The 15,022-nt window shown below is 70.8% G+C and carries 15 protein-coding genes and 2 pseudogenes; 4 read left to right on the top strand and 13 right to left on the bottom strand.

What is annotated here, in order from left to right; all coding sequences use genetic code 11:
* Positions 1-100: 100 nt before the first annotated feature.
* The 4 genes from ACRDSQ_RS16565 to ACRDSQ_RS16580 all read right to left on the bottom strand — a co-directional run bounded on the left by ACRDSQ_RS16565 (position 101) and on the right by ACRDSQ_RS16580 (position 4,196).
* Positions 101-757 carry a fasciclin domain-containing protein gene (locus ACRDSQ_RS16565; RefSeq protein WP_431422199.1) on the bottom strand — a complete coding sequence of 219 codons (657 nt, stop codon included), beginning with the start codon at positions 755-757 and terminating at the stop codon, positions 101-103.
* A 96-nt stretch (positions 758-853) separates the two neighbouring features.
* Positions 854-2,386, bottom strand: a complete 1,533-nt coding sequence (locus tag ACRDSQ_RS16570) for a molybdopterin-dependent oxidoreductase (RefSeq protein WP_431422200.1) — start codon at positions 2,384-2,386, stop codon at positions 854-856.
* A 74-nt stretch (positions 2,387-2,460) separates the two neighbouring features.
* Positions 2,461-2,676, bottom strand: a complete 216-nt coding sequence (locus ACRDSQ_RS16575) for a glutaredoxin family protein (RefSeq protein WP_431422216.1) — start codon at positions 2,674-2,676, stop codon at positions 2,461-2,463.
* A gap of 14 nt (positions 2,677-2,690) precedes the next feature.
* Positions 2,691-4,196: an AMP-binding protein gene (locus ACRDSQ_RS16580; RefSeq protein ID WP_431422202.1), complete on the bottom strand. Its 1,506-nt coding sequence runs from the start codon at positions 4,194-4,196 to the stop codon at positions 2,691-2,693.
* A 348-nt stretch (positions 4,197-4,544) separates the two neighbouring features.
* Here ACRDSQ_RS16580 and ACRDSQ_RS16585 point away from each other — a divergent pair, with 348 nt between their 5' ends.
* From ACRDSQ_RS16585 to ACRDSQ_RS16600, 4 genes and pseudogenes are all read left to right on the top strand, one after another.
* Positions 4,545-5,144: a sigma-70 family RNA polymerase sigma factor gene (locus ACRDSQ_RS16585; RefSeq protein WP_431422218.1), complete on the top strand. Its 600-nt coding sequence runs from the start codon at positions 4,545-4,547 to the stop codon at positions 5,142-5,144.
* 139 nt (positions 5,145-5,283) lie between these two features.
* Entirely contained in the window at positions 5,284-6,522 is a 1,239-nt protein-coding gene (locus ACRDSQ_RS16590) for a DUF5667 domain-containing protein (RefSeq protein ID WP_431422204.1), read from the top strand.
* A gap of 103 nt (positions 6,523-6,625) precedes the next feature.
* Positions 6,626-7,522: an HAD family hydrolase gene (locus ACRDSQ_RS16595; protein ID WP_431422205.1), complete on the top strand. Its 897-nt coding sequence runs from the start codon at positions 6,626-6,628 to the stop codon at positions 7,520-7,522.
* A gap of 113 nt (positions 7,523-7,635) precedes the next feature.
* Positions 7,636-7,824 (top strand): annotated as a pseudogene (locus ACRDSQ_RS16600) (cytochrome P450); the annotation flags it as partial.
* Between the two features lie 120 nt (positions 7,825-7,944).
* Here the strand turns inward: ACRDSQ_RS16600 and ACRDSQ_RS16605 are convergent.
* From ACRDSQ_RS16605 to ACRDSQ_RS16645, 9 genes and pseudogenes are all read right to left on the bottom strand, one after another.
* Positions 7,945-8,916 (bottom strand): lysophospholipid acyltransferase family protein, encoded by a 972-nt coding sequence (locus ACRDSQ_RS16605; RefSeq protein ID WP_431422206.1) that lies wholly within the window; start codon positions 8,914-8,916, stop codon positions 7,945-7,947.
* A gap of 26 nt (positions 8,917-8,942) precedes the next feature.
* A complete protein-coding gene (locus tag ACRDSQ_RS16610) occupies positions 8,943-9,971 on the bottom strand; it encodes an NAD-dependent epimerase/dehydratase family protein (RefSeq protein ID WP_431422207.1) in 1,029 nt (342 codons plus the stop codon).
* A 189-nt stretch (positions 9,972-10,160) separates the two neighbouring features.
* A complete protein-coding gene (locus ACRDSQ_RS16615; RefSeq protein WP_018684825.1) occupies positions 10,161-10,262 on the bottom strand; it encodes a 30S ribosomal protein bS22 in 102 nt (33 codons plus the stop codon).
* 138 nt (positions 10,263-10,400) lie between these two features.
* Positions 10,401-10,619 (bottom strand): helix-turn-helix domain-containing protein, encoded by a 219-nt coding sequence (locus ACRDSQ_RS16620; protein WP_091376928.1) that lies wholly within the window; start codon positions 10,617-10,619, stop codon positions 10,401-10,403.
* A gap of 144 nt (positions 10,620-10,763) precedes the next feature.
* Positions 10,764-11,594 carry a pyrroline-5-carboxylate reductase gene (proC, locus tag ACRDSQ_RS16625; RefSeq protein WP_431422210.1) on the bottom strand — a complete coding sequence of 277 codons (831 nt, stop codon included), beginning with the start codon at positions 11,592-11,594 and terminating at the stop codon, positions 10,764-10,766.
* A 30-nt stretch (positions 11,595-11,624) separates the two neighbouring features.
* Positions 11,625-12,482: a thioesterase family protein gene (locus ACRDSQ_RS16630; protein ID WP_228769922.1), complete on the bottom strand. Its 858-nt coding sequence runs from the start codon at positions 12,480-12,482 to the stop codon at positions 11,625-11,627.
* 61 nt (positions 12,483-12,543) lie between these two features.
* The gene (locus tag ACRDSQ_RS16635) at positions 12,544-13,470 is read right to left on the bottom strand and encodes a proline dehydrogenase family protein (RefSeq protein WP_431422213.1); all 927 of its coding nucleotides are present in this window, start codon (positions 13,468-13,470) and stop codon (positions 12,544-12,546) included.
* 58 nt (positions 13,471-13,528) lie between these two features.
* The gene (locus ACRDSQ_RS16640) at positions 13,529-14,335 is read right to left on the bottom strand and encodes a sugar phosphate isomerase/epimerase family protein (protein ID WP_431422214.1); all 807 of its coding nucleotides are present in this window, start codon (positions 14,333-14,335) and stop codon (positions 13,529-13,531) included.
* Positions 14,332-15,022, bottom strand: a pseudogene (locus tag ACRDSQ_RS16645) (hypothetical protein); the annotation flags it as partial. The pseudogene ACRDSQ_RS16645 and the gene ACRDSQ_RS16640, both read right to left, overlap by 4 nt.

The raw sequence follows: 15,022 nt of genomic DNA on the forward strand, positions 1-15,022 counted from the left end.
CCCAAGAGACCCGCGGCCGAACCGCGAACTCACGTGCCTGAAATGCGAACTCATTGTTCTGAACGGGCGACTCGCGATGCCCTGGGGGCGACTCGCCGGGTTACGTGCCCGGGGTGAGGACCTTGTCGATGACGAAGACGGTGGCGTTCTTGGTCGGGATGTTGCCGCAGAGGATCTTGGCGCCGTTGACGGTCATGCTCTCGCCGGAGCCCTCGATCTTGAGGTCGCCGCCCGCGAGGGGCTTGAGCGTGCCTGCCGACGCGAGGCCCTTGGCGTCGTAGCGCTTGGCGACCACGTGGTACTGCAGGATCGGCGCCAGTGCCGCCGGGTTGGCCGCGAGCTCGGCGAACTTGGCGTCGCCCAGCGCGGCGAACGCCGGGTCGGCCGGGGCGAACACCGTCAGGTTGTCCGTGGTGTTCAGCGTGTCGGCCAGACCCGGCACGGCGCCGACCGCGGCGACGAGCTTGGTCAGCAGTGGGTTGGTGCTCGCGGCGGTGGCCACGGGCTGCGGGCCCATCGCGGTCAGGCCACCGGGCGCGTCGCCCTGGGGCAGGTCCTTGCAGTTGGGGCCGAAGGTGTCAGCGGCGGTGGTGACACCGTCGCCCGCGGCCGCGGGCGCACTGGTCGCCACCGTGGTGGTCGCGGGAGCCTGCGCGGGCGGAGAGCCCGCCGGTGGCTGGTCGCTGCCGCACGCGGTCAAGGTCAAGGCCGCCGTCGCGAGGACCGCTCCACCGGAAACCAGCTTGAAGTCAAACACCTGGATCACTCCGTTCCGAATTGGACATTCAAGAGTTTCTTCGGTGCCGGCGGCCCGAAGGTTGGGTGCTCGATCGGGTGGTTCCGACGAATCAGGTCACGAAACGGTGAAAAGCGACGAGTGCCAGCCGGTGGCGCCGTCCGGGATGGGCGGCACGCGGCGGTCGGTCTGCGTCTGTCCACTTCGGTCAGTCGCGCGCACCTCGGCACGGTGGCTGCCCGCGCCCAGGTCGAACTCGGCGCTCCACATCCGCCAGGTCTGGTCGTTGACCTCGGCGGCGAGCGCGGCCTGCTGCCACTGCCCACCGTCGACGCGGACCTCGACCTTGTCGATCCCCACGTTCTGCGCCCACGCGATGCCGGCGACGGTGACCTTCCCCGCGGGGACGGTGGCGAACCCGCGCGGCACGTCGATGCGCGACTGCGTCTTGATCGGCGCTTCCCGCGCCCAGCCGCGGTCCTCCCAGTAGAAGCTCTTATCGCCGCTCTTGATGACCTCCATGTCCACGACCCACTTGGTGGCCGAGACGTAGCCGTAGAGGCCGGGGACGACCACGCGCACGGGGAAGCCGTGTTCGAGCGGCAGCGGCTCGCCGTTCATGCCGATGGCGAGCAGCGCGCCGCGCTTCTCGTCCATCAGGTCTCGGATCGGGGTGCCGGTGGTCCAGCCGTCCACGCTGGTGGAGAACAGCTGGTCGCCGCCGGGTTTGACGCCCGCCTCGCGCAGCAGGTCGCGCATCGGCACGCCGATGAAGTTCGCGGTGGAGATGTACGGGCCACCGACCTCGTTGGACACGCAGGTCATGGTGATCGTCTTCTCGACCAGCGGGCGGCCGCGGATGTCGTCGAAGTCGAGGTCGAGTTCGTTGTCGACCATCCCGTGGATCTTCATCCGCCAGTCCTCGGCCCGAAGCCGGGGCACGGTGAGGGCGGTGTCGATCCGGTAGAAGTCGCGGTTGGTGGTGATGAACGTCGGCGTGCCCTTGGCCGCCAGGTCCGCGCCGCCCGGGATCGCGGGGGCGGGAGTACGCGCGACGAGCTTGCCGACACCGGCCCGGGACGCCTCGACGTCGACGCGGCGGGTGAGGAACTGCCCGGCCGCGCCCACCAGCGCCGCGCCCGCGGCCACCCCGCCGGTGATGAACAGGAAGTTCCGGCGCGACGGGCTGTCGGACTCGGCGGCGGACGCCCGGCCATGCAGCCAGGTGAACACCCCGACACCGGCGAGCAGGCTCGCGGCGGGCGCGAGGATGGCGAGTTGACCCAGGTCAGGGCGGCCGAGCACGGCCAACACGGCCAGAATCCCCAGCACCGCGGCCAGGATCTGGCCCGGTCGCGGACTCCGGCGGGAGAGCAGGCCCGCGACAATCGCGGCGGCGAGCAGCGTCAGCGCCATGCCGCCGAGCAGCACGAGCTTGTCGTAGACGCCGAACGTGCGGATCGCGAAGTCCTTCAGCGGGTGTGGCGTCAGGTCGATCGCGGCGTTGCCGACGGCGAGGTAGGGCGAGGCGTTCGGTCCGACAAGGCCCGCGACCAGGTGCCCGGCGGCGAGCGCGGCGGCGACGGCGACGACGCCGATGAGTGCGGCGACCCGGCGCGACAGGGTCCGGTCAGCGGTGTCCTCGTTCATATTGACTATTCGAACCCGGAAGAGCCGCGGATGGACTTTCCGGCGACTTACCAGAGTCTTACGACTCGAAGGAGTTACCTGAGCGCGGCCCGCAGCCGGGCCTCCTCGACCTTCCAGTACCCGTGCTCCTCGCCGTCGACGAGGATCACCGGGACCCGGTCGCCGTACTCGGCGCGCCACTCCGGGTCGGTGTCGACGTCGGCGGTGTCCCACTCGACGCCCAGGTCGGCGCAGATCCGCTCGACGTCGGCCTTGGCCACCTCGCAGGCGTGGCAGTCCCGCCTGGTCATCACCGTCACCCTGGTCACGGCTGCACGCTACCTCGCAGGCCCGCGCGCCGAAGCTTGCCCATGACCGAGTGGGGCAGGGACTTGGCGAACTCGACGGTGGCCGGGATCTTGAACTTCGCGAGCCGCTCGGCGCAGTGGGCGCGCAGGGCGTCCGCGGTGAGCTCGGCGCCGGGAACCAGGACCACGACGACCTTGACGTGCTCGCCCGTGCGCTCGTCGGGCTCGCCGACGGCGGCGGCCTCCGCCACCACGTCCAGCTCGGCGACGACCTGCTCGACCTCGTGCGGGTAGACGTTGAAGCCGTTGACGATGATCAGGTCATTGGCGCGGTCGACGAGGTGCAGGTCGCCGTCCTCGTCGAAGTAGCCGACGTCGCCGGTGCGGAACCAGCCCTCGGCGTCGGGTCCGCCCTCGCCGTCGGGCCAGTACCCGCTGAACAGGTTGTCGCCACGGGCGGCCACCAGGCCGGTGTCGGTGGCCTCGTCGGTGAGGTCGGCGGTGAACTCGTCCGGGTCGGTGAGCGCCACGACCAAGTTGCCCTCGTTGTCGACGAGCCGAAGCTCCACGCCGGGGATCGCGCGGCCGACCGAGCCGGGCTTGGCGACCCCGCCCACCAGGGTGGAGGTGAGGACCGGACCGGTCTCGGTGAGGCCGTAGCCCTCGAACACGGTCAGCCCGGTCTCCTGACGGAACAGCGCAAGGGTGGCGGCGTCGAGCGGGGCCGCGCCGGACGTGCAGACCCGGACGGTGGACAGCGCCTCGCCCAGCCGCTCGTGGCCCGCGGCGGCGAACGCCTGGTACATCGCGGGGACACCGATGACGGTGGTGACCCGGTGCTCCTGGCAGGCCGCCAGCGCACTCTCCACGCCGAGCAGCACCGCCGTGGCGCCCGCGGCGGCGACCTGCCACAGGCCCGACAGGCCGTAGGCGTGCGACAGCGGGACGGTCAGCAGGACCCGGTCGCCGGAGACGACCGGCGCGGGGCGCAGCGCGGCGCACTGTTCGACGTTGGCCAGCAGCGCCCGGTGCGACAGCATCACGCCGCGCGGGGTGCCCCCGGTGCCCGAGGTGTAGGCGAGGACGGCGAGGTCCTCCCCGCCACGGGTGGTCTTCGGCGCGGGTTCCCCGCCCTCGGTCTCGTCGAGGGCAGGCAGGGGCACGACCGTGAGGTCGGCTGAGAGGTCACCGACCGTGAACGCCGCCCCACTGTGCGCCAGCACCCGTTCGATTTCGCGGGGAGCGGCGTCGGTCCCGACGGGCACGACGACTCCGCCCGCCCGAAGCACGCCGAACAGGGCCACGACGGACTCGGCGGTGTTGGGCAGGCGCAGCGCGACCCGGTCGCCCGCGGCGAGACCGGCTCCCACCAGCGTCGAGGCGAACCGTTCGACGAACTCACCGACCTGCTGCCAAGTGAGTGAACGCGCGCCCGAGATATCGACCAGGGCCAAGTGCCGGGGTACTTTCTCGCAGGTTCGCGCCACCAGATCCGCCACCGTGCCGGTCGGCGTCAGGGCCATGTGTTCGACCTCATCTCCGCGGGAAGCAGGGGGAAAATCACAGGGATACGCAGTGTGGCACGGGTCACCAACGTCACGGTTAACTACCCACTGCGTCACATTCTTGGACCTCGGGCCTGTTGGCTACTACAAAGTAACTACCCCGAGGGCCTGATTGACGACCTCCGGCGGACACGGCCGCCGAAGACCGCGTGAGGAGTGTGCGGCTGCTTGATGACCCGCCAGACGCGACCGACCACGGCGCCCGCCGTGCCGCAGGCCCGACCCTCGACGGACCGGGCCGCGTCGCCGCGCGCCGAGACCACGCCGGTCGACCTGCCGGTCGACGCCGACGCCGAGGGCGAACCGATGACTGAACCGGACGCCCTCGAAAACACCGACACCCCGGACACCGACGCGGCGCACGCGGCGGCGTGGGAGCTGGTCGGGGCGGCCCAGGGCGGGGACACACACGCCTTCGGCCTGCTCTACGACCGCTATGTCGACATGGTGTTCCGGTATGTCCTGTTCCGGGTCGGGGACCGTGAGCTGGCCGAGGATGTCACCAGTGAGACTTTCCTGCGCGCGCTGCGCAGGATCACGTCGGTCAGCTACCAGGGCCGCGACGTGGGCGCGTGGTTCGTCACCATCGCGCGCAACCTGGTGCTCGACCACGTGAAGTCCAGCCGGTTCCGGCTGGAGATCACCACGTCGGAGATCCGCGACTCCGAGCGCACGGAGGCCGGTCCCGAGCAGCAGGTGATGTCGAAGGTGACCCGTGAGGCGCTGCTCGTCTGCGTCCAGCAGCTCGGCGAGGACCAGCGCGAGTGCATCGTGCTGCGGTTCCTGCAGGGCCTTTCGGTCGCCGAGACGGCGCACATCATGAACCGCAACGAAGGGGCCGTGAAGGCCCTGCAGCACCGGGCCGTGCGCAGGCTCGCACAATTGTTGCCCTCGGAGATTCGCTAAAAGGTTCACCCTGCAGAGTGGACCTGCCCAGGACGGCGCCGAGGCCGTAACCCCGGGCACCGGCAGTCGTTTCACACAGCGGGGATCAATACCGGTTTCCGGGGGATTCAGCAGGGCCAACACGAGTCGGAGTGGGATGGTGGAAAGCGGATCGGGGCCGCGTAGCCCGCAGGGTCGGCATGAGCGCGACGCTCGTGCCGGTCAGTCGCGCGCGGAGCTGCCCGGGTTCACCGACGACGACCTCGCGGTCGTCGACCTGCTCTCGGCCATGGCACCGCTCACGGCTCCCTCGGGCGACGCCCGGGCCCGGATGCGCGCCAAGGTGCTCGCCGGTCTGGCCGAGCCCGCGCCGACCACGCACGGCCCCCGCCCGGTCCGACCCACCCGCGCGGGACGAGCGCCGCGTGGCCGTCGTTCGGAGCCCGCCCCAAGCAACCGCCCCGAATCCGCAAGACCTGGGTCCGGGGCGCGGGGCCGGTTCGCTGTCGCCGCCATCGCGGTGCTGGCGCTGGTGTTCTCCCTGGCCGGGATGAGCCTGCTGCTCGCCCGCGACGCGCTGCCGGGCGACACCCTCTATGCGATCAAGCGCACCGGCGAGGCCGCGTCGCTCGGGCTGACGTTCGGCGACGAGGAGAAGGCGTTCAAGCACCTGCAGTTCGCCACCGCGCGCATCACCGAGATCGAGACCCTCACCCAGCGCTACCCGAACCCAGACGACGCGCCGGTCGGCGGCTACCTCTCCGCGCTGCGCGACTTCGACAACGACGCCTCCGCCGGATCCCGCCAGCTCATCGCGCTGGCCACCGCGGGCGACGGCACCCAGCTCGAGACGCTGCGCTCCTGGGCCGACATCCAGGGCAGCAGGCTCGACGCCCTCGGCCCGCGCCTGCCCCGTGCCGCGGCCATCAGCCAGGACGCGTCCGTGGCGCTGCTGGAGAAGATCGAGGCGCGGGCGACCGCGCTCACCGCCCGGATGGTCTGCTATCAGATCACCTCCGGCGCGATCGACGACATCGGCGCCATGCCGGCCACAGCCACCTGCGAGCGCCGGGCCGACGCCGACCTGCTGCCGACGCCGGGCACCCAGGCGGGCAACTCCCCGTCGACGAACTCGCCGAACGCGCCGTCGGTCGGCACCGCGGTCCCGCCGCCACCGGCGCAGCCCGGTACGCCGGGGCAGCCCGCGCCGCCCGCGCTGACGACACCACCGCCACTGGTGACCGTCCCGCCGATTCTCGGTGGACCGACGTACACCACGCCGCCGGAGGAGAGCACCTCTTCGGCGGCTCCGACGGTCTCGCTGCCGTTACCGCTGCCGCTTCCCACGATCGCCCTCGCACCGCTGCTCCCCGGGCTGCCCGGGGTCCAGCTCGGCTGACACGCGCCTGGACCAGCGCATACCGAGGGCACCGTTGTCGGTGGAACCACTAGGCTGGTGACCACGGCACGGATGAGACATCCGACCCACCGGGAGGCATGCGGTGTCAGTACGGCGCGGGGCTGACAAGGGCTCCGAACTCGAGCGCCTCGCCGCGCTCGCGGGCGCGGCCAGTGCCGAGGCGGCCGTCTCGCTGGAGCAGCCCGAAGGCGACCGCGACATCCCGATGGACCTCACCGCCGCCGCGTTCTTCGACGTCGACAACACGATCATGATGGGCGCGTCGATCTTCCACTTCGCCCGAGGCTTGGCGGCGCGCAAGTTCTTCAGCAACTCGGACCTGGTGAAGTTCGCGCTGCAGCAGGTGATGTTCCGGGTGGGCGGCAAGGAGTCGGCCGACGGGATCCGCAGCAGCCGCGAACAGGCCCTGTCGTTCGTCGCGGGCCACACCGTGGAGGAACTGAGCAGGCTCGGCGAGGAGATCTACGACGAGCTGATGGCCGACAAGATCTGGCCCGGCACCCGCGCGCTGGCCCAGATGCACCTCGACGCCGGCCAACGGGTCTGGCTGGTCACCGCGACCCCGGTCGAGCTGGCCACCATCATCGCCCGCAGGCTCGGCCTGACGGGCGCGCTGGGAACGGTCGCGGAAAGCACCGACGGCGTGTTCACCGGCAAGCTCGTCGGCGAGATGCTGCACGGCCCGGCGAAGGCACACGCGGTGCGGTCGCTGGCCGCCCGCGAGGGCTTGGACCTGCGGCGGTGCACGGCGTACTCGGACTCGTCCAACGACGTGCCCATGCTGTCGGTGGTGGGGACCGCGGTGGCGGTCAACCCGGACAGCGGGCTGCGCGAGGTCGCCCGCAAGCGCGGCTGGGAAATCCGCGACTTCCGCACCGGCCGCAAGGCGGCGAAGATCGGCGTCCCGTCGGTGCTCGGCGCGGGCGCGGTGGCGGGCGCGGTCGCGGCGGGCCTCGCGTACCGCAAGCGCACCGTCTGAGGCTCCAGTCTCATGCCACTTCCAAGGGCCAGGGGCCACCGGTGGCCTCCACCGACGTGCCATCCTCAGACGTAGCGAACCGCCCATCGACGCCGGTGATCACGGCATACGGGATGTGGACCTTCGCGCGGCACCCTGAGCAATGGGACGTGCTGCGATCCGACCCGTCGCGGGCGGCGGGCGCCGTGGACGAGGTCCTCCGCTATGAACCGCCGATCCAGTTGACCCAGCGGATCACCCACGCCGACTCGGTGGTCGACGGTGTGGAGATCCCCGCCGACCGCATGGTGATCATCGCCCTCGGGTCCACCGGACGAGACCCGGGGGCGTACTCGGACCCGGACACCTTCGACATCTCTCGCGCACGCCGGAACGCGACCACCTCGGCTTCTCCGGGGCCTGCGCTCACTACCGATCGGCGTCTAACCCAAAAATGGGTTCCCGCGCTGGCTCAGCATTCGGTAGAGGGTCTGCTGAATCGTCTCCCGGACCTGGTCGGTCAGGTTGAACACCAGCATCGGATCGTCGTCCGCCCCAGCCTCAACAGAGTCGGTGGCGATCGGTTCGCCGAAGCGGATGTGCCACTTCGACGGCAGCGGGATGGCGCCGAGTGGGCCGAGCAGCGGGAAGAACGGCGTGATCGGGAAGTACGGCAGCCCGAAGAGCCTGGCGATCGTCTTCAGGTCGCCGATCTTGGGGTAGATCTCCTCGGCCCCGACAATCGAGCAGGGGATGATCGGGACACCCGTGCGCAGCGCCGCGGAGACGAAGCCGCCCCGGCCGAACCGCTGGAGTTTGTAGCGGTCCGCGAACGGCTTGCCGACGCCCTTGAAGCCCTCGGGCCAGACGCCCACCAGTTCGCCCGCGTTGAGCAGCTGTTCCGCGTCCGGGTTGCACGCCAGGGTCTGGCCGGACTTGCGGGCCAGGGCGCCCAGCAGCGGGACCTGGAAGACCAGGTCGGCGCCCAGCATCCGCAGATAGCGCCGGCGTGGGTGGTTGTCGTGGACGGCCACCGCCGTCATCAGGGCGTCCAAGGGCAACGTGCCCGAGTGGTTGCACACGACCAAGGCGCCGCCGTCGACGGGGAGGTTCTCGATCCCGCTGACCTCTACGCGGAACCAGTTCTTGTAGAGCAGCCGCAGCGGCGGGAGGAGCACCCGCTCGGTCAGGTCCGGGTCGAAGCCGAACTCGTCGATCGGGTAGTCGCCGGTCAGCCTGCGCACGGCGAAGCCGAGGGCGTCGCCGATGCCGCGGCGGACGGCGGAGACCGGTGGGTGTTCGCGAGCGGGGTGCAGCGGTGTCGGCTCGACGATCGGGCCGTCGACCTTCGGGGGTTTCGGGGCCGGGCGACGCCGGTCCGCTCTCCGCAACGGGATCACACGGGCTTCCTGCATGCCTGTGGCACCTTCCAAGGGCAGATCTAGGTACGCGTCTCCAGGACGCGTCTGCGGGCGGCGGCGAGCAGCGTGGGGGTGAACACGGGACGCAGCTTGCTGCCGGATACGTAATCGTCGAACGCCTGCCGGGTGGTCCACCGGGGAGTGAACGCCAGCTCGGCCTTGAGCCGGGTGGTGTCGAGCACCCGGCCGTAGTTGAGGTAGCGGACGTGGTCGGGTGAGAAGTCGACCAGTCGCGCGCCGCGCAGGAGCCTGCCCGCGGCGGGCAGGGCCTGGCGCAGCACCGGCAGCGGGAGCCTGCCCGCCCGCCGGATGGCCTGTGACAGCATCAGGACGCCGTCAGCGGCCACGTTGAACACCCCCGTCGCGTCGCCCAGGCTGGCCAGCTCCAGCACGGCGAGGGCGTCCTCGGAGTGCAGCAGCTGGATGCGGGCGTCGTAGCCCAGCACCGTGGGCACGACCGGGAGGGCGAAGTACCTGGTGAGCACCGTGTCCACGCTCGGCCCGATGAGATTCGCCAGCCGCAGCGTCGCGACCGACACGTCGGGACGCCTGCGGGCGAAACCCCGGACATAGGCCTCGACCTCGACGGCGTCCTTGGCGTAGCCGCTGGAGCCGATGTCCTTGGGGGTGTCGTCCTCCGAGAACACCGCGGGCGACCGCGAACTGGCGCCGTAGACCGCGGCGGTGGACTTCACCACGAGCCTGCGCACCGAGGGCGCGCGCTGGCAGGCGGCCAGCAGCTGCATGGTGCCGATGACGTTGAGCTCCTTGAGCACCGTACGCCGGGCCGGGCCCGCCGGGTTGGTGGTCGTGGAGGCGTGCACGACGGTGTCGACGCCCGCGGACGTGATCACTTTCGCGATGAGCGGGTTGCGGATGTCGGCCCGGACGAACTCCGCGCGGCCCATCGTGCGGACGACGTCCTTGGGTGGGGGCACGGTGTCGACGCCGAGAACGCGGTCGATGTCGGGGTTCGCCGCCAGACGGGCGGCGAGATTGCCGCCGAGATAGCCGCCGACACCGGTGACGAGGACGACTTTTGGCGTCATGCGTTTCCCTAGGGTGGGCGCTTGGGAATGGCCGACTCTACTCGCGAGTCAAGATCGAAAAAGCCCTGGCAACACACTCTTAACGCAGGTCACATGGGCTGTTAGCCAACGTCACCCGATTGGTCCACTGGCCGAAACGCGGCAGCGCCCGCACCGAAGGTCGGTGCGGGCGCTGGCGGAAGCGTCGAACTACTTCTTCAGTTTGCGACGCTGCACGCGCGTCTTGCGGAGCAACTTGCGGTGCTTCTTCTTCGACATGCGCTTGCGGCGCTTCTTGATGACCGAGCCCATGTGTGTCCTCAGCTCTCAGGTGGGTCGTTCCAGGTGTTCCGGCGCTCCGGTGTGGCCACGTCACGGAACGCACGCCAAAACACCAGGCACAACGGTTATCCAGCGTACCCGTCGGCCTTCGGGGCTCGACCGGGGGTCTCAGCCCGCGTCGAAATAGGCGTTTTGCAGGTAGTCGTGCACCGCTTTCTCCGGCACACGGAAGGACTTGCCCACCCGCACCGCGGGGAGGTCGCCGTTGTGCACCAGTCGGTAAACGGTCATCTTGGACACTCGCATCAGGGTCGCCACCTCGGCCACCGTCAGGAATTGCACCTGCGGAAGTCCGGGTGCGCCCGGGTCGCGCTTGTTCGCCGGCATCATCACCGCGTCCTTCAACACGCGTCGCGCCGTCGGCTTCCCCACCGACGGATTCGACACGCACGTGCTTCTGTCGAGAGTAGCGGGACACGTGTGACTAAAGCGACGCCACGTTTGGCTCAAATCTGCAAAGTGCAGATTCGATCAGTGCGCTTCGTGTTCGGCGCCTAGCTCTTTGGAGCGGTCGCGAGCAGCCTCGATGGCGGCCAGGAGGGCGGCGCGGACACCGTGGTTCTCCAGTTCGCGGATGGCCATGATGGTCGTGCCGGCGGGCGACGTCACAGCCTCGCGCAGGATCACCGGGTGCTCCCCGGTCTCGACGAGCATCGCGGCGGCGCCGACGGCGGACTGGATGATGAGCTTCTCGGCGACCGCGCGCGGGATGCCGAGCAGGATGCCCGCGTCGATCATCGCCTCGACCAGGAAGAAGAAGTACGCCGGACCGGACCCGGACAGGGCCGTCACGGCGTCCTGCTGCGACTCCGGCACCCGCACGACCTTGCCGACGGCGCTGAGCATGTCCTCGACGGTCGCCAGGTGCTCCGGGCTGGCGTGCTTGCCCGGCGAGATGGCGCTCATGGCCGCACCGACCAGCATCGGGGTGTTCGGCATGACCCGGACGACGGGGACGCCCGCGGGCAGCCTGCGCTCGAACAGCGACGTCGGCAGACCGGCGCACAGGGACACGACGAGGGTGTCGGCGCCGACCACCGGCCCGAGCTCGTCGAGCAGCGGCTCGATGTCCTGCGGCTTGACGGCGATGACGAGCACGCCCGCTTCCTTGGCGGCCGTGGGCACGTCGGTGCAGCGGATGCCGTAGGTCTTGGTCAGCTCCGCCGACCGCTCCGGGTAGCGCTCGGTGAACAGCAGTTCGTCGGCACTGCGGCCGCCGTGCAGCAACCCGGACAGCAGTGCCTCACCGATCTTGCCCGCACCGAGCACCGCGATCGTGGGCCGCGCGTTCGCCTCAGTCATGGGACAAGGCTAACGACCCGCGCTCGTCGATTAGGCGGTGGCGGTGAGGGCGAGTTGGCGGGCCTGGCAGACCAGCCTGCCGGTGGAGTCCACGACGGTGGCGTCGGAGTCGAACCACATGCCGTGCACGGCCTTGGACTCCACCTGGATTCGCAGCCAGCCCGGCGCCGGGCGGGACCGCAGGTGCGCGGTCAGCTGCACCGTCGGCGACCAGCCGAGCCTACCCAGGTTGAACGTCACCGGCATCGAGATGTCACCCGCGACCAGCGCGAACAGCGGGTCGGCGTGCTCGCCGCGCGGGCGGGCCCACAGCCGCAGGCGCAGCGGGTCGCCGACGTGGCCGTGCAGGAAGCCCGCGCCGTTCGGGTCGAGCCGCACGTCGCAGGTCTCGGTCAGGCGGAACACCGACGCCGATGGGACCGTCGACAGGTCGATCGCGTTGCCGGGCGGCTCGGCGGGCTGGTTGGGCAGGTCGGCCCAGGCGGCCCGCTCGCGCGGCAGCCTGCCGGTGGTGACCATGCCCTCGACGCACGCGCGGCCGCTCTGCTCAAGGTGGACCGAGACGACCGTGGTGCGGCGGCCGGTCTTGCGGACATCGGTGCGCAGCAACACCGGCCCCACCCCCGGCGGGCGCAGGAACTGCGCGCTGACCGACAGCGGGTCCACCAGCGGCGCCCCCGCGCCGGTCTGGCCCGCCACCGCCGCGCGCGCCAGCAGGGCCAGCAGGAATCCGCCGTGCGGTCGCCCTCCCACGGTCCATTGGGCCGGGAGATCCGCGGTGAAGGTGCCGTCTCCCAGCGGACGCACCTTGACCGCGGCGGCGAACGCCCCACCCGCGGGCACGTGTCCGGACGCCCGCACATCGCCGTGGCCTGTCGCACTACTCATGGGCAACAGCCTGCCACGCCGAGCTACCGGATCCCGCGCGGCTCCGCAGGATGAGCGTCACTCATTTCTTGCTCATGAGCGCACGGAGGAAGAACACGGTGTTCGCGGGGCGCTCGGCCATCCTCCGCATCAGGTAGCCGTACCACTGGCCGCCATAGGGGACATACACCCGCACGGTGTGGCCCTGGTGGGCCAGCCGAAGCTGTTCGTCGGGCCGGATCCCGAACAGCATCTGGAACTCGAACTCGCCGGGCTTGCGGCCGTGGTGGTCCGCGCGCTCGCCGATGATCCGCACCAGCCGCGGGTCGTGGGTGGCGAACATCGGGTAGCCGGTGCCCGCGAGCAGCGCGTTGGCACAGCGCACGTAGCTGCGGTCCACCTCGGGCATCTCGTCGAAGGCGACGGTGTCGGGCTCCTTGTAGGCGCCCTTGCACAGCCGCACCCGCGAACCGTCGCCCGAGAGCCGGACCGCGTCGTCGAGGGTGCGGTGCAGGTAGGACTGCAGGACCGCGCCGACCCACGGCCAGGTCTTGCGCACCTCGGCGAGGATGCGCAGGGTCGAGTCGGTGGTGGTGTGGTCCTCCATGTCGAGGGTCACCGTGGTGCCCGCCGCGTCGGCCGCGCGGCAGATGCGCGAGGCGTTGGTGAGGGCGAGGTCCTCGTCGAGGAGCCGGCCGACGGCGGAGAGCTTGACGCTGACCTCGGCGCGATCGGACAGGCCCTCGGCCCGGAGGCGGTCGAGCAGGTCCAGGTAGGCCTGCACGGTCTGCTCGGCCAGAGCCGCGTCCGTGGTGTCCTCGCCCAGGTAGTCGAGGGTGACGGCGAGACCGGACTCGACCAGGCGCCGGGTCACGGCGACGGCCTCCTCGGTGGTCTCACCGGCCACGAAGCGGCGGACCACGTCCCGGCTCACGGGCGCGGTCGCGATGACACGGCGGATGGTGTCGTTGCCGGCGGCGGCCAGGATCAACGAGCGCAACGGGTTCACGCGCACAATGTACGACGCGGCTCGCCGGGAGCGAACAAGGCATCCGGTCGTCCTACGTTTAGCGCCCGTTCGGTGAGATCAGGTGCAGCCTGGCGAACAGCAGGGCTTCGGCCAGGTCCTTCGCCCGCTCCGCCGGACCGCGGGCCCGGCGGGTGGAGACCTCGAGCACGACCTGGCCCTTGAACCCGTTCGCGGCGAGGGATTCGCACAGCTCAGCGCAGGGTTGGTCGCCGCGGCCCGGGACCATGTGCTCATCCTTCGACAGCCCGGAGCCGTCGGCGAGGTGCACGTGGGTGAGCCCGTCGCCCATCCGCTCGGCCAGCTTCATCGCGTCCATGTGCGCGGCTGACGTGTGCGACAGGTCGAGGGTGTAGTTGCGGTGGCCGACATCGGTCGGGTCGATCGACGGCCGGAACGCGGTCATCTCCATCGACCGGGTCCCCAGCCCACGGCGCACGGGGAACATGTTCTCCACCGCGATGGCCACCCCCGTGCGGTCCTCCAGCGACGCCACCAGGTCGGGAAAGGCGTCGGCATAGCGGCGCTGCCAGCGGAACGGCGGATGGACGACCACAGTGCGAGCGTCCAGGTCCTGCGCGGCCTCGACGGACCTGCGCAGCCGGACCTCCGGGTCGGGCGACCAGACCCGCTGGGTGATCAGCAGGCAGGGCGCGTGCACGGCCATGATCGGCACGCCGATCCGCGCCGAGCGGCGGCGCAGGCCGGCGACGTCCTGGCTCATCGGGTCGGCCCAGACCATGACCTCGACGCCGTCGTAGCCGAGTTCGTCGGCCAGCTTGAACGCGGTCGCCGCGGTCTGCGGCCACACGGATGCCGTCGACAGGCCGACGGGGATCGCGGTCACCGACCGAGGAGCAACAACACCGCAGGCGAGACCGTGACCACCAGCCCGACCAGCACGGCGAGCACGGTGGTCTGCAGGTCCTCCGCCTTGCGGATCTTGCGGACGATGAGCACCAGACCCACGATCACGGCCAGGGCGGCGGCCAGCGCGGCGGCGGGGAGGAAGCCCCACAGCCAGTTGAACGCCAGCCACACCGCGGCGCCGCCGACCACGCCGAGCGCGAGTTGGCCCGCCATGATCGCCCACTCGCGACCGGGGTTGGCCTCCACGTCGGGCTCGTCGTCATCGTCAGCGTCGTCGCGGGGGTCCGGATCGAAGTCCTCGTCGAAGTCGCTGTCGTCGAAGTCGTCGAAGTCGCGGACGGGATCGCGGACGGGATCGCGGACGGGATCGCGGTCGAAGTCCTCGTCGAGGTCGTCGTGCGCCTGGTACTCGGTGAACCGGCCTGCTGCCCGGTCGTCGAAGGACTCGACTTCCTCGAGGAACTCCGGCCGGGGGCCGCGTGGATCGATCGCCGTCTCGGACGCGTCGCCCGGGAACTCCCTCGCTCCCCGGTTCGGCGCCGGCGGGAAGGTCGGCAGCGGCCGTGCCTCGCCCGCGGGCAGCGGCGGCTTCGGCAGCTGCTGCGACGGCTGGGGCAGCTGCTGGGAGAGCTGCGGCTTGGGCAGCTGCTGGGAGGGCTGCGGC

The sequence above is a fragment of the Actinokineospora sp. genome, assembly GCF_050699995.1.
Taxonomy (GTDB): Bacteria; Actinomycetota; Actinomycetes; order Mycobacteriales; family Pseudonocardiaceae; genus Actinokineospora.